Source organism: Bradyrhizobium sp. B117 (assembly GCF_038969555.1).
Taxonomy (GTDB): Bacteria; Pseudomonadota; Alphaproteobacteria; order Rhizobiales; family Xanthobacteraceae; genus Bradyrhizobium.
In genome coordinates this window covers 3,872,010-3,891,603 of record NZ_CP152414.1, presented here as the reverse complement: position 1 = coordinate 3,891,603, position 19,594 = coordinate 3,872,010, and the positions used below count along the sequence as shown (strand labels likewise).

Genomic DNA, 19,594 nt, shown 5'->3' with positions numbered 1-19,594 from the left:
GCACGCCTGGCAGCAGCGTGAGATATCCGCGATCTCCTTGACCCGAGCACCGGAAAAATCGGCCGGCGTTCTGGTGGGCCTAGAGCGGTTGATAAGCGCCTCGTCAGGGTACCCGGTCGTGAAGCTGGCCGCGCGCGTCCGGTCCGGATTGCGCGAGCAATGTCCTGAACGGCGCCCGCTCCAGATGGGTTGCCGTTTCCGCACCGTGCGGCAACCGGCCGCGGCGGTGGATATGTGAGATCAGGAACAGTGGGCGGTTCTTCGACTGAATATAGATGCGGCCGATATATTCGCCCATCAGGCCGAGCACGAGGAGCTGAACAGAGGAAATCATGACGACCAGGAGCGTCAAGCTGGTCCAGCCGGGCACCGTGCCGGAGAATACCCAGCCTATCACCGCCACGATGCCGACAAAGGTCAGCAGGGTCGTCAACAGCGCGCCGACATAAGTGGCGATCCGCAACGGCACCATCGAAAAACTGATCAGCGCGTCGGCAGCAAAACCGATCATCTTCATCAGCGGATATTTGGTCGTACCGGCAAATCGTGGATGGCGGTCGTATTCATAGGCGACCTGCTTGTAGCCGAGCCATGCCACCATGCCGCGGATGAAGCGGTCATGCTCCGGCATCTGCACGAGCTGGTCGGAGATTCGCCGGCTCATCAGGCGAAAATCGCCGGTGTCGACGGGAATATGGACGCGCGTAACTTTGGCGAGCAGGCGGTAGAACGCTTCCGCCGATTTTTTCTTGAAGCGGGTTTCGCCGGCGCGACTGCGTCGCATGCCATAGACGACGTCGGCCCCCTCGCGCACCATCATCTCGTACATCGGCGTCAGTAGTTCCGGCGGGTCCTGCAGGTCTGCATCGATGACAAGCACGAGATCGCCGCGCACCGTCGAAAGTCCGGCCGTGAGCGCCAGTTGATGGCCGTGATTGCGTGCGAGCTGGACCGCGACGACGTTGCGGTCCTCCGCCAGAAGTTCGTTGATGATCTTCCAGGTGCTGTCGGTCGATCCGTCATCGACCAGAATCAGTTCGAACTTTGCGCCGCACAGAGCGCGCGCCGCCGAAACCATCTGGCGATAGAATTCGCGCAAACCCTCTTCCTCGTTGTAGCAGGGCACAACGATCGACAAAAACATCTTTCCAGGGCGTGGCATCTCGTCCTGAAGGTCCATCTATCGGCAAACCTGTTTCTCAGAGGGTAAGTCGGTCGAATTCCCGCCCCCTATCTTCGGCGAAGTCCGGTTAATTGTTCATCAATTTTTAGACCCCCTGATGCATGATTCGCGCGGACGAATGCCGATTCTAATCAAACTCTCGATAGCTGGATCGCCGTATGGACAAGGCCGAATTCGATCGCGTCGCCGACGCCTATGAGGACCAGCACCGCGAGAACATCGCCGTTACCGGCGAGGGCCCGGAATATTTCGCGGAATACAAGATCCGGGCGCTCCGGGAGATCGTCAATCGCGCCGGCATCGAAGTGAAGCGGATTTGCGATTTTGGTTCCGGGATCGGCAATTCGATTCCGTATTTCCGGCGCTATTTTCCTGAAACGACGCTGACCTCGTCCGACGTTAGCGAACGCAGCCTCGCATTGGGCCGGCAGCGATACCCCGAAGCCAGCAACTGCGTGCTGATCGAGAACGACCGGATTCCGGTCGAGGCCGACAGCTTCGACGTGGTGTTTTCAGCCTGCGTGTTCCACCACATCCCGCACGGCGAGCATCTGACGTGGTTGCAGGAATTACATCGCATCACGCGGCCGGGCGGACTGATTGCCATCTTCGAGCATAATCCGCTGAACCCGCTGACGGTGCATGCGGTGAACACCTGTCCGTTCGACGAGAACGCCAGGCTGATTAACGCTCGCGATCTTGCGAAGCGGCTGCAAGCCGTCGGCTGGACTTCATCGCGCATCCAGTACAATCTCTTTTTCCCTCGCGTCCTCGCTGGGTTGCGGCCGTTTGAGAACAAGCTCGGTTGGTTGCCCTTGGGGGCGCAATACGTCGCCAGCGCACGCAAGCTTTGATGCTGCGGCTAAAGCATGATCCGGAAAAGTGCGCAGCGGTTTTCCCTCGCGACAAACGCGGAACGCGTTTGCGCGGAGATCATGCTCAAACAACAACCTAAAGCGCGATGACGATTCATCCTAATCTCATCGCGCTTTAGACGACGAACCGCCGCATGCGAGAACAAGCAGCCGCGCCGACGACCGCTTGCCCTCAAGCACATCCGTGTTCGGCAGTGTCCTCTACAACCCACCACGGCTCCAGAGATCCGTTGCGCGATCCCTCAGCGTATCGATCGCTCGCTGAGGTGTGAGGTAGTCGATCTCGCCGCGCGTCAAGCCGACATCCATCAGCTCCCTGTCACTCAGGTCCTGCAAGGTGACTCGCTGACCCCAGCGCTGCTGCTGAAACACACGCCAGTATCGCCTGAGCAAGCTTAAGACCATGGAGAAGTCGAGGCCGCGCCTCGCGGCATCGTCCTCCGTCTCGCATGTGCTGTCCGTCAGTTGAGGTGGCATCGCACGCTCCTGCTGTTGTGCCGGCAGGGAGCGTGGCCAATGAAAAGGCCCCGTCCGATGCCGGCGGGGCCTTGTGGAAAGATGTCGTCGTCGAATTCCTAGCGCGCGACTCCTCCCACGGCCCAGCCGAAGCGGGTCATGTGCATCGAGTTCACTTTGCGCACGGATTTGATCATGAGGTGCCAGTAGCACGGGAATCACGCAAAATCAAGAGATGTGCGGAGGTTTGTTGCATCCTGGAGGCGAGCCCCTCGCGCTGGCGCCTAGCCGCGCACCAGCGAGACCAGCCAGCGACGACCGAACAGCACGAGGATCGCGAGCGCGTAGACCATCGTGCCGCCGACGGCAAGCAGGACCAGCGTCAATTCATCGTGGAAGTGCATCGAGCCCAGCCAAGAGCCGCTGAAGCGTGCGATCAGCCAGAACGCGGCGGCCAGGATGACTCCTGTCAGCAGGAATTTGGCGAGCGACAGTAGCCAGGCACGGTCGAGCACGAGAAAGCCGCGCCGCACGGCGAAGAACAGCACCAGCAAGAGATTGGTCCAGACGCCGACGGCGGTGGCCAGCGCCAGGCCAATCTGGGCGAGCGATCCCATCAGGGCGACCTTCAGCGCGACATTGACGGCAATGCCGGTGAGCGAGGCGCGCACCGGCGTCGCCGTGTCCTTGCGCGCATAGAAGGTCGCGACCGCGCTGCGGATCAGCACGAAAGGAATGAGGCCTATGGCATAGGCCGCAAGCGTCCTGCCTGCCGCGACCGCATCGGCCTTGGAGAACGCGCCGTGGGCGAACAGCGCGCGCATGATCGCGTCCGGCACGGTGATGAAGGCCGCGACGAACGGGATTGAGAACAGCAGCGTGAAATCGAAGGCGCGGCGCTGCGCCTTCATCGCGCCGTCATGGTCGTTGGCGGTGATCCGCCGCGACATCTCGGGCAGCAGCACCGTGCCGATGGCGATGCCGATCACGCCGATCGGGAGCTGGTTGAGACGGTCGGCATAATAGAGCGCCGAGAGCGCGCCGGCGGGCAGGAAGGTCGCGATGATGGTGTCGGCAAACAATGCCACTTGCGTGCCCATCGAGCCCAGCGTCGCAGGTCCGAGCGCCCTGAAGAAGCCGCGGACATCTTCGTCGAGCTTGAGCGGCGCAAAGCGCGGAAGGCCGCCATGGCGGGCGAGATCGCCCGCGAGCAGGAAATATTGCAGGAATCCGGAGATGAGGACGCCCCAGGCTGCGGCGTGGCCGGCGGTCGGAAACCAGGCGGCCAGAGCCAGCGTCATCATCATCGCGACATTGAGGAAGATCGATGCAGCGGCGGCGCTGGCAAAGCGCTGCATCACGTTGAGCATGCCGCCATAGAGCGTCACCAGCGTGATCAGCAAGAGATAGGGAAAGGTGATGCGGGTCAGCTCGATCGCGAGCTTGCGCTGCTCGGCATCCTCACTGAAGCCCGGCGCCAGTAAGCTCATGGCCTGCGGCATGAACAGCCAGGCCAGGATCAGCAGCACGATTTGCGAGGCCAGCAGCAGCGTGAAGATGCGGTCGGCGAACAGTTTTGCCGCCCCCTCCCCCTTCTCGCCATGGACATGGGCATAGGCCGGCACCCAGGCGGCGTTGAAGGCGCCCTCGGCGAAGATCGCGCGGAAATGATTGGGCAGTCGAAGCGCCACGAAGAAGGCGTCGGCCACCGGGCCGGCGCCGAGGATCGCCGCGAGCATGATGTCGCGGGCAAACCCCGTCAGCCGCGAGAGCAGCGTGTAGCCACCGACAGTGAAGATACGTCCGAGCATGCGTCTGTTTTAGAGCATGGCGCGATTAGGTCTAGGTGCCAGCTGCGGCGGCAGTATGCCCCCTCCCCCCGCTTGCGCAGCGAAATCGCACTTGGGGTGTACGCTAGGGCACCGACAATCTCCACAGCGTCATGGCCAGGCTTGTCCCGGCCATCCACGCCTTGCGACGCACTCGAAGAACGTGGATGCCCGGGCCTTCGCCGTGCCGAAGCGGCTGCGGCCGCGCAGGCGGGACAAGCCCGGGCATGACGACCAGCGCGGCAAGCGGCCCGATCAGCCCGCGAGCGCGCCTTGCACGGCGGCGATGATTCGCTCCTGGTCGGCTTCGGTCAAATAGGCGTGCATCGGCAGGCTGATGACGTCCTGCGACAGGCTCTCGCAACCCGGCAGGCCGCCCTCGGCGACCGGATACTGCTTGTAGGCGGTCTGCTGGTGCATCGACTTGCCGTAATAGATCGCGGTCGGCACGCCCTGCGCCTTCAGCGCGGCGGCAAAGCCATCGCGGTCCGTGCCTTTCGGGAGACGGATCGTGTATTGGGCCCAGACCGAGGTATTACCCGGCGCCAGACGCGGCACGGTGACAACGTTGGACAGGCCGCGCGCGTAGCGCTCCGCAACCCTGTTACGGGCGGCGATCTCGTCGTCGAAGATCTTCAGCTTCTCGATCAGCACCGCGGCCTGCATGGTGTCGATCCGGCCGGTGACCCCAAGGCGGACGTTGTCGTATTTGTCGACGCCCTGCCCGTGCACTCGGATGCTGCGCAGCGTGGCTGCGAGGTCATCGTCATCGGTGAAGATCGCACCGCCATCGCCGAAGCAGCCGAGCGGCTTTGCCGGGAAGAAGCTGGTCGTGGTGGCGAGCCCGAAGGTGCCGAGCTTGCGGCCCTTGTAGCTCGCGCCAAACCCCTGCGCGGCGTCGTCGATCACGAACAGGCCCTCGGCCTTGGCGATTTCCGCGATGGCATCGTGGTCGGCGGGCTGGCCGAACAGGTCGACCGGGACGACCGCAACGGGCTTCAGGCCTGCCTTGCGCGCGCTCGCGATGCCGCGCTTCAGCGATTCCGGACTCATGTTGAAGGTCGTCTCGTCGACGTCAACGTAGACTGGGGTCGCGCCCATCCGTGCCGCGGGCGAAGCGGTCGCGATGAAGGTGAAGGACGGACACAGCACGGCATCGCCGGGCCCGACATTCTTCGCCATCATCACCATCAGGATCGCGTCGGTGCCGCTGGCGCAGCCGATCACATGCTTGGCGCCCGAGTAGGCCGCGAGCTGCCTCTCGAGCTCGGCGACTTCGGGGCCATTGACGAACTGGCAATGGTCCATGACGCGCTTGACGGCCGCATCGAGCGAGGCGCCGAGCCGCCGGCGCTGCGAGGTGACGTCGATGAAGGGAATGGGTTCGGAACGTAGGTGCTGGTTCATGGCCTGATTCTTGGCGCCTTCTTGCGCGGTCGACATGGAAAGGGTTTTAGCCGGCGACGCGGCGCGGGCCCTTGCGGGCGGCCGATGAGGCCGCCGGCCGCGATGGCGTTTCGAGGCAGCGCGTTGCGATCTCGAGGCTGGCGACGCCCTCGTCCCCGGTAACCGCCGGCGTCTCGCCGTGGCGGACGGCCTTGAGGAACGCGATCAGCTCGGCGCGGAGCGGCTCGTCGTGGCCGACCGGCAGATGTCGCATCGAATAGCTGCCGTCAGGCTTGAAGCCGAAGCATTCGGTGACCTGGCGCGTCAGCAGATCGCCCATCACGTATTTGTCGCGGGTCGCGACCGTGACGCTGCGCGCCTTGAACGGCGTCAGCCAGTTGGTGTTGATGTGCGCGAGCACGCCGTTGGCGGTGCGGAACTGCAGGAGCGCGATGTCCTCGCGCTCGGCGACCGCGCTCGAGAGTTGCGGCTGCACCTCGACGATATCGGATTCGGTGAACCAGCGGATCAGGTCGATGTCGTGCACGGCGAGGTCGATGACGACGCCGACATTGGACATGCGCGGCGGGAACGGACCGACGCGGGTGATCGCGATGGAGAGAATGTCCTCGCCCGCGATCGCCTGCTTCACGGCGGCAACGGCCGGATTGAAGCGCTCGACATGGCCGATCATCAGCGTCACGCCGGCCTTTTGCGCGGCGGCGACGATCTCGTGGCCTTCTTCCACCGTGGAGGCGATCGGCTTCTCGACCAGCACGTGGATGTTCTTGGCGATGCAGGCGAGCGCGATCTCGTGATGCAGATGCGTTGGAGCAGCGATGGTGACGGCATCGACGCCCGCAGCAAGGAGCTGGTCGAGCGTCTCAAAACCCTGGCAGCCCGCAAGCTCGGTGGTGCGGGTCAGGTGCGTCGGCGACGGATCGGCCACGCCGACGAGGCTGACGCCAGGAAGACCGCTCAGCACGCGGGCATGGTTGCTTCCCATCACGCCGGCGCCAATCACGCCGACGCGCAAGCCGGCCTTCGCCGGTTGAGACACTTTGGAACTCATCTGATCGAACCCCGATTCCACGCAAATCCCCGGGCCGCTTCTAGCACGGACGTCACATTTGTGGCGAATGCCGGGTAAGTCACCCGGACACGATTTGATTCAAAAAATTACACGTTTCCCGGGCCTTAGGCCGCCAAAAGAGGCCGGTTTCGGCCCGGGTCGCGTGATTCGGAGTTTGCTGGTTACGACCTTTGATAGTCGTCTTCAATCCGGATGATGTCGTCTTCCCCGAGATAGGAACCGGTCTGGACCTCGATCAGTTCCAGCATGATCTTGCCGGGATTCTCCATCCGGTGGACCGCGCCCATCGGGATGTAGATCGACTCGTTCTCGTGCACCGTCTTCACGGTCTCGTTGACGGTGACGCGGGCCGCGCCGCGAACCACGATCCAGTGCTCGGCACGATGGTGATGCTTCTGCAGCGACAAACGCCCGCCCGGCTTCACCACGATACGCTTGACCTGATGACGCTCGCCATTGTCGACGGACTGGTAGCTGCCCCAGGGCCGATGCACCTTGAGATGCTCCTCGGTGACCTTCGGCGCGACCGTCTTGAGCTTGGTCACGAGCCGCTTGAGGCCATTGGCATCCTGCTGGCGCGAGACCAGCACCGCATCCGCCGTCGCGACCACGACGAGATCGTCGACGCCTTCGAGCGCGACCAGCGCGTGATCGCTGGTGACGTTGCAGTTGCGGGAATCCTCGAACACCACGGTGCCATGCGCGGCGTTGCCTTGCGCGTCCTTGTCGGACAATTCCCACACCGCGCGCCAGGAGCCGACGTCGGACCAGCCGCAGGACACCGGCACCACGGCGGCGCGCGAGGTCTTCTCCATCACCGCATAGTCGATCGAGATCGCCTTGGCCGCGCCGAACGCCTTCGGCTCGAGCGTCACGAAGCCGAGATCGCGGCCGGCCTTGGTGACCGCACTGGACACCGCCTCGACGCTTGCCGCGTCGACCTTGCGGTATTCGTCGAGCAGCACGCTGGCCGGGAACATGAAGTTGCCGCTGTTCCAGAGATAGCCCGAATTGACGTAGTCGGCCGCCTTCACCGCGTCCGGCTTCTCGACGAAGCGCGCGACCGCGTGCACCGTGCCGGAGATCACCTCGGCCGGGCTGATATAGCCGTATTCGGTCGCCGGCCGCTCCGGCTTGACGCCGAAGGTGACGATGCGACCGGTGCTCGCGGCAGCCAAGCCCTCGCGGCAGGCGGCGACGAAGGCGGCATTGTCCTGCACCACGTGATCGGCGGCGAGCGCGAGCACGATCGCCTCCTTGGCACGGTTCTGCGCGAACACCGCGCCCGCGGCGATGGCGGGACCGGAGTCGCGCCGCATCGGCTCGAGGATGACGTCGGCCTCGATGCCGATCTCGGCGAGCTGCTCCAGCACCATGAAGCGGTAGGAGGCGTTGGTGATGACGATCGGACGATCGAACAGCGAAGCATCGGACACACGCAGCAGCGTGTCCTGGAAGGTCGAGCGCGTGCCGAATAGCGGCAGGAACTGTTTTGGCCGCACCTCGCGCGAGGCGGGCCACAGCCGCGTGCCGGCGCCGCCGCACATGATCAGGGGGATAATGCGTTTGTCCATCGTCATCTCAAACCTTGTGGTAGTCCCGGTACCAGGCGACAAAATTACGGACCCCCTGCTCGATCGGCGTTGACGGCGCAAAGCCGGTGTCGCGCATCAGGTCCTCGACATCCGCGAACGTTTCCAAAACATCTCCCGGCTGCATCGGCAGCAATTCTTTGATCGCCGTCCGGCCCAGCTCCCGCTCCAGAAGCGCGACAACATGCATCAGCTCCTCCGGGTGGTGATTTCCGACATTGTAGACCTTGGACGGCGCATTTGCGGCAGCCGGGTCATCCGCGGGCACCAAATCGACCAGCTTGGATACTACGCGGGTGACGTCGTCGATATAGGTGAAGTCGCGACGCATCCGGCCATGGTTAAAGAGCCGGATCGGCCGACCCTGCATAATGGCGTTTACAAACAGAAACATGGCCATGTCCGGCCGGCCCCACGGCCCGTAAATGGTGAAGAAGCGCAGCCCCGTGACCGGCAGCCGGTAGAGGTGGCTGTAGGACTGCGCCATCACCTCGTTCGCCTTCTTGGTCGCCGCATAAAAGCTCACGGGATGATCGGTCCGGTCCTGCACGGAGAATGGCAGTTTAGTGTTGGCGCCATAAACGGAGGATGACGAGGCGTAGACGAGATGACGACAGCCGCTCTGGCGGCAGCCCTCGAGCACGTTGAGAAAACCCGCCAGATTGGAATCGGCGTAAGCCTGCGGCTGCTCGATCGAGTAGCGCACGCCGGCCTGGGCCGCGAGATGCACGACCTGCGCAAATCCGTGCCGCGCAAACAGCGCCGCGATGGCGTCGCGATCGGCAAGATCGGCCTCGACGAAGGAGAAGCCGGCCTCGTTCCGCAACCGCGCGAGGCGCGCCTGTTTCAGCGCCGGATCGTAATAGCTGTTGAGATTGTCGAGCCCGATGACGGGCCGGCCCTCGCCCAGCAGCTGCCGGGCGACGTGAAAACCGATGAAGCCGGCGGCTCCCGTGACCAAAATCGCCTGATCCGTCATCCTGTTCCCGCGGCATTCCCAGCTCTCGCCGCCTCTTTAGCCGCGGTCGCGAGGGGGTCGCAATAGCCAGCCGTTCATGGCCGTTCCAAATCACCGCTATTGCAAGATCGGCGCCAAGACCATACCAAAGCGGCCGAATTCGGCGCCTGGCGTCGGGTAACCTTCGCAAACCCTGTTCATGCGGGCGAGATGCGCCGAATCCTGCTTTCTGCGGCCAAAATCCTGATTTCCGCAGCGCTGCTCTACCTGGCGCTGCGCAAGGTCGACCTGACCGAACTGTTGTCGCGCTTCAACGCGAGCAGCCTGCTCTGGATCGCCGCGGCGATCGCGGTCACGTTCCTGCAAATCTTCGTCGGCGTGCTGCGCTGGCGCGAGATCAGCGCCGAATGCGGCGCGCCGCTCGAGCTCGGCCGGGCCATGCGCTACAACGTGATCGGCGCGTTCTTCAACCAGACCCTGCCGTCCGCGATCGGCGGCGATGCGGTCCGGCTGTGGCTGGTGGCGCGCGCCGGCGCCGGCTGGCGCGCGGCCACCTACTCGATCTTCGTCGACCGCGCGATCGGCCTCGTCGCGCTCGCGATCCTCATCGTCGCGAGCCTGCCCTGGAGCTACAGCCTGATCACCGATCCGCACGGGCGTTCGGCGCTGCTGCTGCTCGACCTCGCGGCGCTCGCCGGCGGGCTCGGCTTCCTGGTCTTCGGCGCGCTGAAATGGCGCTGGCTGAAGACCTGGTGGGCCACCCATCACATCCACGCCTGCGCCGTGATCGCCAACCGCGTGATCTTCAATGCCAAGCGCGGACCGATCGTCGCGGTCCTGTCGCTGTTCATTCACGTGCTCGCCGTCGTCATCGCCTGGTGCGTGGTGCAGTCGATCGCCGCACCCATCAGCTTCGGCCAGATATTCCTGCTCATCCCGCCGGTGATGCTGATCACCTTGATGCCGATCTCGATCGCCGGCTGGGGCGTGCGCGAGGCGACCATGGGCCTCGCCTTCGGCTTCGCCGGCCTCGCCGCCAACGAAGGCGTCAACGTCTCGCTGCTGTTCGGCGCGGTCTTGTTCATCGTCGGCGCGATCGGCGGCCTCGTCTGGATCTTCAGCGCCGAGAAGGCCGCGCAGGGATCGGCGCCGCTCGGGGTGCCCGAGTGAACCCGGCCGCCGAAGCCGTCGCCGCCCTACCCGCGCTGCTCGCTCTTGCGATAGCCGCGCTGCTATCGGCCGTCATCACCTGGATCAGCCGTCCGCTGCTGCAACGCTACGCATTGGCGCGACCGAACGCACGCTCCTCGCATCGCATTCCGACGCCGCAGGGCGCGGGCATCGCGGTCATCGCCGCGACGCTGCTGGTCGCATTGGCGTGGGCCACCTCGGCCAACCTGGCGATTCCGCCGGCGCTCGTCATTGCAACGGTCGTGATCGCAATCGTCGGGTTCGCCGACGACATCAAGTCGCTGCCGGTGCTGGTGCGGCTCGCGCTGCAGGCCGCCTGCGTCGGCGCAGTGGTGTTCACCGCGCCCGAGACCGCGCGCATCGTGCCGGCGCTGCCGCTCGCGCTGGAACGAGGTCTCATCCTGCTCGCCGGCGTCTGGTTCGTGAACCTCGTCAACTTCATGGACGGGCTCGACCTGATGACGGTGGCGGAGGTGGTACCGGTCACCGCGGCGCTGCTGCTGCTTGGATGGCTCGGGGAACTGACCTGGCCGGCCGCAATGATTGCGACGACGCTATGCGGCGCCATGCTCGGCTTCGCGCCTTTCAACCGTCCGGTCGCAAAGGTTTTCCTGGGCGATGTCGGCAGCCTGCCGATCGGTCTCCTGCTCGGCTGGTGCCTGCTGGAGCTCACCTGGCAGGGACACGCCGCCGCGGCACTGCTGCTGTCGGCCTATTATCTTGCGGATTCCACCATCACGCTGTTCCGCCGCATCGCGCGCCGCGAGCAGTTCTGGTCGGCCCACCGCTCGCACTTCTACCAGCGCGCCACCGACAACGGCTTCACGGTGCGCCGCGTAATTGGCGAGGTCTTCGCGCTGAATTGCGTGCTGGTGCTGCTTGCTCTCGGTGCCATCAGCGCCGGCTCTGCAGGGGCCATTTCCGTTGCACTGCTAGCCGCTGCGATCGCGGTTGGCTTTATCCTGTGGCGATTTACCAAGTGTCCGGGCTATTGAGCCAACAGTGCGAGCCGCAAGCCTTCATCCAATGAAACCTGAGGCTGCCAGCCGGTAGCGATCGCCTTGGAGATGTCGAGCTCGAGCGAGCCAAGCAAACTATCGTAGATTTCCTGCCTGCCGGTCATGCTGAGAAGGGAGCTTAGCAGGCTTGGCGGCACGCTGAAGAGCCTGGGGCGCGTGCCGGATGCTTTGGCAAGACGCGAGATGAACTCTGGAGTCGATATCTGCTCTTTGTCGGCAACCAGGAAGGTCTCGAAATTGCTGATGGGATCTGGATGTGCAAGTCGATGAAGAATGAACGAGGACAGGTTCTGTACAGCGACAAAGGCGCGCTGGTTGCGGATTGCTGCTAGGGGAAGTGGCACGCCGAGGCTGACCGCACGTGTCAGCAAAGCAAAATTGCCTTTCGCCCCAGCACCGTAGATGAGTGGCGGTCTAATCGTCGATATCTTCATGTCGGTCTCGGAGGCCAACGCCTTCAGGCCTGCCTCTGCCTCGGCCTTCGACACGCCGTAGACGCCACGGGGCGTCAGAACATCTTCCTCGCTGAACGGCGCGCGACCTCCATTGGTGCGGCCATGGACGAGAACTGTGCTGATGAAGATAAACTGGCGCACACCAGCCTCGGCCGCGCTGCGCGCCAGCTGCAACGTGCCGGCGCTGTTTGTCGTCCTGTAAAGGTCGGCAGCGTGCTCCTCACGCTTGTGATGAACGCGTGCGGCAAGATGAACGACGGCATCGACATCGGTAAGCGCCGTCCGCCAGTCAGTTTCAGGCCCAATCGATGGGATAACAACCTCTCCATCGAGGCCGTTTGGGCTGCGGACCGCACGGCGCACGGACCATCCCCCACTCGCCAACATCGGAATTACATGACGGCCGACGAAGCCGCTCGCTCCCGTCACCAGCACGACCGGCTTTCTCGCGATCATCGTTGCTCCGAGAGGCTGGGTTGCAGCAGCAATTCTCCGATCAGGGCCACATAGGCGTTCATAGCGGCGGCGCGATTGAACTGTGACGCCGACCGCACTGCCCGCTGTGCCATGGCTGCAGCGTCCGAACTGGACGCCACGCGAATAGCGTCTGCGAGCTCATCGGCTCGGCCCGGCGTCACGACCCACCCTAGTCCGTTCTCCACCACCGTCAATGCGGCTTCGGCCTCAGGCTCCGAGACCAGCACGACAGGACGGCCGACTGCGAGCAAATTATAGAAGCGGCTTGGAACCGATACTCCGGCCACGTTCTTCCGGTACGGGATGATCCAAAGGTCGGCCGCGGCGAGGAAGGCCTCGAGCTCGGCATCCTGGACCCGCCCAACGAACGAGACATTGGCGAGGTTCGCGTCAGCCTGCAACTGTTTCAGCCGCTCGAAGCCAATGCCCCAGCCCGACAGCAGGAAGTGAATGTCCGCTTGGTCCTTCAGCAGCCGCGCCGCCTCGAACACGATCTCAGGATCATGGGTGAAGCCGAGGTTGCCCGAGAGACCGACGATAAAGCGCGCCGAAATCGCCTTGCGGAATGGATTGTCCGACGTGATCGGACGCGGCGCCGGTGTGAGCGTCGCCCAGTTCGGGATGAAGCGGATCTTGTTCGGCGTCATGCCGGAATAGCTGAGCAGCGGCCGCTCCGCATCGCGGCCGATCGTGATGACCGCATTGAGCGTGCGAAACATCAGGCTGTTGGCGGCGCGCATGAGCCGAGTGACGATCGCGCCGGGCTTGAGCAGGCCCGCCATCACCAGCACGTCTGGAAAAAGGTCGTGCATGATCAGCGCCGAGCGCGCGCCCTTGAGCCTGGCTGCCGCGACAACGGCGTAGGGTAGCATGAACGGTGCGGTGACGGTGAGCACGACGTCACCTCGCCTCAGTTCCCGGATCAGCGCGAAGAACATGCGCGCCGCGAACAGCAGCTCGGACGCCCCGCGCCGCACCAGCGCCGTCTTGCCCGCGATCCGGTTCTTGAGGGCGACGACGCGCGGCTTGCCCGGGCCGGTCTGCGAAGCCGGCAAAACACCGGGCGAGCCCGATAGCACCACCACCTCGTGATCCTCTGCGATGTGGCAGGCGATGTCGGCCATGATCACCGCGGTCGTGCTCGGATCCGGCGGATAATGCTGGCTTGCAACGACGACCTTGCCTTGGCGCTGCATGGTTAGGCCGCAGTCGACCCGAACTCGGGGACCGCATCTTTCAAGATGGTCTTGATGGTCGCCGGATCGTCGCGGGTGATGGCCTGATCGAGCGCTGCGATCCATTTGCGCAGCATCTGCATCGGCGGCTCGTTCGGCTGCGCGGCCATGATGCCGGCGACGCCGATCTCTCGGGTCGGCTCTGCGGACGCGAACAGAATTTCGTGCAGGCGCTCGCCCGGCCGCATTCCGGTGAAGACGATTTCGATGTCGTAACCGGGCTGCAGTCCGGAAAGTCGGATCATGCGTTCGGCGAGATCGACGATCTTCACCGGCTGGCCCATGTTGAGCACGTAGACCGAGACGTCCGACCGCACGGTGCCGAGCGCGTGCGTCGCCGCCGTGATGACGAGGTCGCAGGCCTCGCGGATGGTCATGAAGTAGCGCACCATATCGGGATGCGTCACCGTCACCGGGCCGCCGGCTTCGATCTGGGCCTTGAACTTCGGCACCACCGAGCCGTTCGAGGCGAGCACATTGCCGAACCGGACCGAGATCAGCCGCATCGGCGGTTTGGCGCCGCTGCTTGCCGCGGCAAGATCGTGATCGAGCGCCTGGCAATACATCTCGGCGAAGCGCTTGGTGAGGCCGAGCATCGACACCGGCTCGATCGCCTTGTCAGTCGAGATCATCACCATGGCCTCGGCGCCGGCGGCAAGGGCTGCGTCCGCCACGTTGATCGAGCCGAAGATGTTGGTCTTGACGCCCTCGCTCCAATCGCGTTCGAGGATCGGCACGTGCTTGAGCGCTGCGGCGTGGAACACGATGTCAGGCTTGAACTCGACCATCAGACGCATGATGCGCTCGCGGTCGCGGATGTCGGCGATCCGCCCTTCGATCGCGGCCACAGCGCCGCGCGCGGCGAGCGCCTCCGTCACCGCGTACAGCGCCGGCTCGGAATTCTCGACGATCAGCAGCCGCGCGGCCCCGAAGGCCACGACGCGCTCGCAGATCTCCGAACCGATCGAGCCGCCGCCGCCGGTGACGATGACAGCCTTCCCCCTGATCAGCGCTTCCAGGCGCGCATAGTCGATCTTCTCGCTCGGCCGCAGCAGAAGGTCCTCGACCGCGACGGCGGTGAGGCGCGGCGTATCGCCGCTCTCCAGCGAAGGCATGCGGTTGACGATCACACCTAACTTGCGCACACGCATCAGGCTCGATTCCGGATGCGCCTCGGGCTCGAACGCCGACGGCGTCATGACCACGCGCGCAATCGCCTTGTTGCGCTTGGCGAAATCGGCAAAGACGTCCTCGATGTCGTCGATGCCACCCAGCACCGGAACGTTGCGGATGAGCTGACCAAGGTCGGACCTCGACGGCGACAGGACGCCGACCGGCCAGATACGCTTGATCGCCCCGCTCTCGATGCCGCGGAGCAGCACCTCGGCATCCGCGGTACGGCCGATCAGCAGGGTCGGCGCGGCATCCTCCTCGCGCGCGTGACGCCGCACCCGCGTATAGCGGAAGTAGCGGTAGGCCATGCGCGGCGCGCTAAGGAAAGCGATCTCCAGGAACCAGTACAGGACGATCGTCACCTTGCCGAGGAAGAAGGCGCCGCGGACGTTGGGCGCGACGAAGATGTAGTCGAGCGCAAGCAGGGCGACCGTCAGCACGGTCGCGACGCGGATGATGTTCAGCGCATCAGGCAGCGAGATGAAGCGCCATTTCGTCGTGGTCAGGTTGGACAGGAAGAACACGACCACGCTGAAGGCGAGAAAATAGGGCAGTATCTGGAACAGCAGCGGCAGGCGATCGTAGAAAAAGTCGCCCCCCTCGAAGCGCAGATAGAAGGCGGCGAACAGCGCCGCCGTCGTCGCCAGCAAATCGTGGAACGCGATCAGGAAATTGCGCAAGGTGAGATGCGAAAGACGCGTCATCCGACGACCGATGAAAAATCCAGCTAGGTGCAACCTGACCGCGCTGATAACCCATCTCCGCAGGAGTTGCCAGCCGCGCGGCCGTTCAGGAACCGGCTTCCCCCAGCTTCGCCTCGGCCTGTTGTGCCCGGATCACCATGCCGCCGGCAACGCCGACGCCGATCACGTACATCCAGCCCTCGTGATAGTCGAACAGATGGGAGTTGAACAGCGAGGTGAAGACGTTCTGGACCACGACCAGAAGGCCAACCCAGTTGGCGAGCCCGTCGCCGCGGAACAGGCGCAGATGCAGGATCCAGATCGCGAAGAGAATGGCGATGCCGATGACGCCCCATTGCACGGCGACGTTCAACGTCTGGTTATGCGGATTGCCGATCACCTCGGCGGACGCGAGGTACTGGCCACCGGGCGTGGCGACCTGCTCGAACAGCCGGCGCGTCGAACCGGTGCCGTGCCCCTTGATCGGCGCTTCCGCGAAGAAGCCGAGGGATTTCCGCCAGAACTCGAGCCGCAGGCCCGCCGAAGTCGGCTCGCCCTTTTCCTTATAGCGCGTGTAGTCGCTGGCAAAGGTATCGACGGTCTTGCGCAATTGCGGCGAGGCCTGCCAGGCGAGAACGGCGCCGACGAGCAGCGCCGCGCAGATGATCGCGATGCTGCGCCATCGCAGGTGCAGCAGCGCGAACACGCCGAACATGATCGGAACGGTGACGAGCGCGGTGCGCGACACCACCACGAAAGCCATGTTGACGAAGAAGCTCAGCGCCAGCGCGATCAGCAAGCCTGCGAACCAATAGCGCTTCTGGCGCAGCAGCATCACAATCGGATAAGCCAGCCCGACCGCGCACAGCGCGAATTCCTGGCTCTGGTTGATGTAGTTCTTGACGAAGATGCCGCGCTCGGTGTGGTCGGGCTTGAGCGTCAGGTCGGGATAGAAGGCGACCAGCCAGGACATCACCGACAGCAGTGCGCAGGACACCAGGAAGGCGACGAAGATCCAGTGTCCGCGCGGCGAGCGCTCGAAATGATAGAGCAGCGCCGGCAGCACGAGCAGCTTGGCGGTCGGACTGAGCGCATAGAGGCGCGCGCCCCAGTCCGCTTCCGACCACAGCGTGCCCGCCAGCGCGAGCAGCACCAGCGCGATCGGCGCCGCGCAAATCGGTCGTTTCAGCGATTGCAGGAACGCCCTGAGGTCGAGGAACGGCGCCATGCAGATGAGGAACGCGACGTTGAAGATCGCCGTCAGCGAGGTCGACCAGGGCAGCGCGACCACGGTCAGGATCGCGAACAGGTCGGCCGTCTCGCACCAGGCCGCCGGGCTGCGCAAGCGCCGCGACAGCATCTGGGTGGTCGTCTCCCCGGGCGGCGCCGCCCGGTCGGTCATTTGAGCTGTCACTTGGTCCCTCCCCGCGCACGGTGGACCAGCGCCGTCGTGCTGAAACCCTGGAGGATGTCGACCAGCACCACCACCCCGCCCGCGGCCTCGACGACCTCATGACCGACCACCTGCTCACGGGTGTAATCGCCGCCTTTCACCAGCGCGCTCGGCTTGATACGGGTGATCAGGTTGATCGGCGTGTCCTCCTCGAAGATGACGACGAGATCGACGGCTTCGAGCGCGGCCAGCACTTCCGCGCGCGCGCGTTCGTCCTGCACCGGACGATCGGCGCCCTTCAGCCGCCGCACCGAGGCGTCGCTGTTGAGGCCGACGATCAGGCGGTCGCAGGCGGCACGCGCCGCGGTCAGCACCTTGACGTGGCCGGGATGCAGGATGTCGAAGCAGCCATTGGTGAAGCCGATGCGCTGACCCTGCCGCCGCCATTCGGCGAGCTGCGCATCGAGCGTATCAGGCTCGAGCACGATCTTCTCCTCGGCCGCCAGATAAGCATGCGGCAGGATCTTCCGCCGCAGCTCGGCCACGCTGACGCTGGCGGTGCCCTGCTTGCCGACGGCAACGGCCGCAGCCGCACTGGCCATGCGCAGCGCCGTATCCCAGTCCGCGTCTGCGGCAAGCGACACGGCAAGCGCCGCGGCGACGGTGTCGCCGGCGCCGGAGACATCGCGCACCTTCACGGGGAAAGCCGGAACATGAACGGACTCGCCATTGCGCGGCACCAGCGTCATGCCGTGCTCGCCTTGCGTGACCAGGATCGCCTCGCAATCGGCGAGCCGCATCACGTCCTCGCTGGCATCGACGATGCCTTGCGGCGTGTCGGCGCGGCTGCGCGTCGCCTCGGCAAATTCCTTGCGGTTGGGCGTGAGCAGCGTGGCGCCGCGATAGATCGCCCAGTTCAGGCTCTTGGGATCGACGATCACCGGCATGCCGGCTTCTCGCGCCGCATCGATGGTGTGGCGGATCACCCGCGCGGTCAGCACGCCCTTGGCGTAGTCCGAGAGCAGCACGATGTCGGCGCGCGCAATCAGCGTCAGGATCGTTTCGATCAGCCTGGTCTCGATGTCACCCGAGGCTGCGACCGCCTGCTCCCAGTCCGCACGCAGCATGTGGGTGGAGAAATGCTCGGAGACGAAGCGGACTTTTCGCGTCGTCGGCCGCGAGGGGTCGCACACCAGCACACTCTCGATGCCGGCATGGTCCGCGAGCGCGGAGGCGAGCCGCTTGCCCGCATCGTCCTCGCCGACGAGGCCGACGAAGACGCAGCGCGCGCCGAGCGAGGCGACATTGCGCGCGACGTTGCCGGCACCGCCGATATGGATCTCGCTGCGCTGTGCCGCGATGACGGGCGCCGGTGCTTCCGGCGAAATCCGCGACACCTCGCCATAGACGAACTCGTCCAGCATGATGTCGCCGATGCACAGCACCGTGCGGCCTGAGATGGCTTGCGCGAGGGCATCGAAATCGAGAATGGGCGTCACCATGGGTCCTGAAGTCTCAGCGGAAACGGTCGGGCCGGTCGAGATAATCGCCGACATAGGCCTTCACCGCGTCCTCGAGCGGCGTGAAGCCGCCGTTATAGCCGGCGCGGTGCAGGCGATCGACCTTGCTCTGGGTGAAGTACTGGTAAGCGTTGCGGATGCTCTCGGGCATCTCGACATATTCGATGTTGGGCCTGGTGCCGAGCGCGGCATAGGCGGCCAGCATCAGATCCCTGAAGCTGCGCGCCTTGCCGGTTCCGACGTTGAAGAGGCCCGACACCGATGGCGTCGCCAGTAGCCACATGACGACGCGCACGACGTCGTCGACATAGATGAAATCGCGGCGCTGGTCGCCGTCGGCGATGCCCTCGCGGTGCGATTTGAACAGCTGCACGTTGCGCCCCGCTTTGACGTCGTCGAAGCGGCGCGCCAGCACGCTCATCATCGTACCCTTGTGGTACTCGTTCGGGCCGAACACGTTGAAGAATTTCAGCCCCGCCCATTGCGGCGGGAGCGGATCGCCGTTCGCTACGCGCCCGGCGACCGCGAGATCGAACATGTGCTTGCTCCAGCCGTAGAGATTCATCGGCCGTAGCTTTTTCAGTGCCGGCAACGAGGCGTCGTCGTCAAAGCCGGCCTCGCCATCACCATAAGTCGCCGCCGAGGACGCGTAGATGAACGGCACGGCGCCGGCCGTGCACCAGTCCAGAAGACGCATCGACATGCGGAAGTTGGTCTCGAACACGAGATCACCGTCGGTCGCGGTGGTCGCGGAAATGGCCCCGAGATGGATCATGGCGTCGAGCTTGCGGCCCTTCAGCCAGTCGAGCAGCTCGGCCGGCGGGACGATATCCACAAGCTGGCGCTTGGCGAGATTCCGCCACTTGCCGTCATTGCCGAGCAGATCGCAGACCACGACGTCGCTGCGGCCGGCGTCATTGAGCGCGGCCACGACATTCGATCCGATAAAACCGGCCCCGCCGGTCACCAGCAACATTCCAATACCTGCCCGATTTTTGCGGCCCGATCCTGCCCTAGCGCATGATCCGCCAAAGTGTAAGCGGTTTTGGATCGACGCTGTCCCGGCTTTACCTGTC

General features: G+C 64.5%; 16 protein-coding genes. 3 read left to right on the top strand and 13 right to left on the bottom strand.

The window, feature by feature from the left end; translation table 11 throughout:
• Positions 1-103 precede the first annotated feature (103 nt).
• On the bottom strand, positions 104-1,144 hold the full coding sequence (locus AAFG16_RS18975; RefSeq protein ID WP_283085824.1) for a glycosyltransferase family 2 protein: 1,041 nt from the start codon (positions 1,142-1,144) through the stop codon (positions 104-106).
• A 197-nt stretch (positions 1,145-1,341) separates the two neighbouring features.
• Between AAFG16_RS18975 and AAFG16_RS18970 the strand changes: the two genes are divergently transcribed.
• Positions 1,342-2,037 carry a class I SAM-dependent methyltransferase gene (locus AAFG16_RS18970; protein WP_342740191.1) on the top strand — a complete coding sequence of 232 codons (696 nt, stop codon included), beginning with the start codon at positions 1,342-1,344 and terminating at the stop codon, positions 2,035-2,037.
• A 222-nt stretch (positions 2,038-2,259) separates the two neighbouring features.
• Here AAFG16_RS18970 and AAFG16_RS18965 read toward each other — a convergent pair whose 3' ends face one another.
• From AAFG16_RS18965 to AAFG16_RS18940, 6 genes are all read right to left on the bottom strand, one after another.
• On the bottom strand, positions 2,260-2,535 hold the full coding sequence (locus AAFG16_RS18965) for a DUF1127 domain-containing protein (RefSeq protein WP_283085822.1): 276 nt from the start codon (positions 2,533-2,535) through the stop codon (positions 2,260-2,262).
• A gap of 263 nt (positions 2,536-2,798) precedes the next feature.
• Positions 2,799-4,325: a murein biosynthesis integral membrane protein MurJ gene (gene murJ, locus AAFG16_RS18960; protein WP_342740190.1), complete on the bottom strand. Its 1,527-nt coding sequence runs from the start codon at positions 4,323-4,325 to the stop codon at positions 2,799-2,801.
• Between the two features lie 273 nt (positions 4,326-4,598).
• A complete protein-coding gene (locus AAFG16_RS18955; protein ID WP_342740189.1) occupies positions 4,599-5,750 on the bottom strand; it encodes a DegT/DnrJ/EryC1/StrS family aminotransferase in 1,152 nt (383 codons plus the stop codon).
• Positions 5,751-5,796: 46 nt separating this feature from the next.
• Positions 5,797-6,801, bottom strand: a complete 1,005-nt coding sequence (locus AAFG16_RS18950) for a Gfo/Idh/MocA family oxidoreductase (RefSeq protein ID WP_342740188.1) — start codon at positions 6,799-6,801, stop codon at positions 5,797-5,799.
• Positions 6,802-6,983: 182 nt separating this feature from the next.
• On the bottom strand, positions 6,984-8,396 hold the full coding sequence (locus AAFG16_RS18945) for a mannose-1-phosphate guanylyltransferase/mannose-6-phosphate isomerase (RefSeq protein ID WP_342740187.1): 1,413 nt from the start codon (positions 8,394-8,396) through the stop codon (positions 6,984-6,986).
• A 7-nt stretch (positions 8,397-8,403) separates the two neighbouring features.
• Positions 8,404-9,393, bottom strand: coding sequence for an SDR family NAD(P)-dependent oxidoreductase (locus tag AAFG16_RS18940; RefSeq protein WP_342740186.1), 990 nt, complete (start codon positions 9,391-9,393; stop codon positions 8,404-8,406).
• Positions 9,394-9,582: 189 nt separating this feature from the next.
• Here AAFG16_RS18940 and AAFG16_RS18935 point away from each other — a divergent pair, with 189 nt between their 5' ends.
• Entirely contained in the window at positions 9,583-10,542 is a 960-nt protein-coding gene (locus AAFG16_RS18935; RefSeq protein ID WP_342740185.1) for a lysylphosphatidylglycerol synthase transmembrane domain-containing protein, read from the top strand.
• Positions 10,539-11,558, top strand: coding sequence for a glycosyltransferase family 4 protein (locus AAFG16_RS18930; RefSeq protein WP_342740184.1), 1,020 nt, complete (start codon positions 10,539-10,541; stop codon positions 11,556-11,558). The genes AAFG16_RS18935 and AAFG16_RS18930 overlap by 4 nt, the downstream gene beginning before the upstream one ends.
• On the opposite strand, the gene AAFG16_RS18925 is transcribed toward AAFG16_RS18930, so the two are convergent.
• The 6 genes from AAFG16_RS18925 to rfaD all read right to left on the bottom strand — a co-directional run bounded on the left by AAFG16_RS18925 (position 11,552) and on the right by rfaD (position 19,494).
• The gene (locus AAFG16_RS18925) at positions 11,552-12,493 is read right to left on the bottom strand and encodes an NAD-dependent epimerase/dehydratase family protein (protein WP_342740183.1); all 942 of its coding nucleotides are present in this window, start codon (positions 12,491-12,493) and stop codon (positions 11,552-11,554) included. The two genes, AAFG16_RS18930 and AAFG16_RS18925, sit on opposite strands and share 7 nt — an antisense overlap.
• Complete coding sequence (locus AAFG16_RS18920) at positions 12,490-13,710, bottom strand: glycosyltransferase family 4 protein (RefSeq protein WP_342740182.1); 1,221 nt, start codon at positions 13,708-13,710, stop codon at positions 12,490-12,492. The genes AAFG16_RS18925 and AAFG16_RS18920 overlap by 4 nt, the downstream gene beginning before the upstream one ends.
• Before the next feature lie 2 nt (positions 13,711-13,712).
• Positions 13,713-15,626: an SDR family NAD(P)-dependent oxidoreductase gene (locus AAFG16_RS18915; RefSeq protein WP_342740181.1), complete on the bottom strand. Its 1,914-nt coding sequence runs from the start codon at positions 15,624-15,626 to the stop codon at positions 13,713-13,715.
• Between the two features lie 85 nt (positions 15,627-15,711).
• Positions 15,712-17,007: an O-antigen ligase family protein gene (locus AAFG16_RS18910; protein WP_342740940.1), complete on the bottom strand. Its 1,296-nt coding sequence runs from the start codon at positions 17,005-17,007 to the stop codon at positions 15,712-15,714.
• Positions 17,008-17,015: 8 nt separating this feature from the next.
• Positions 17,016-18,500: a D-glycero-beta-D-manno-heptose-7-phosphate kinase gene (gene rfaE1, locus AAFG16_RS18905; RefSeq protein WP_342740180.1), complete on the bottom strand. Its 1,485-nt coding sequence runs from the start codon at positions 18,498-18,500 to the stop codon at positions 17,016-17,018.
• Between the two features lie 13 nt (positions 18,501-18,513).
• Positions 18,514-19,494, bottom strand: a complete 981-nt coding sequence (gene rfaD / locus AAFG16_RS18900) for an ADP-glyceromanno-heptose 6-epimerase (protein WP_342740179.1) — start codon at positions 19,492-19,494, stop codon at positions 18,514-18,516.
• Between the last annotated feature and the right edge of the window lie 100 nt (positions 19,495-19,594).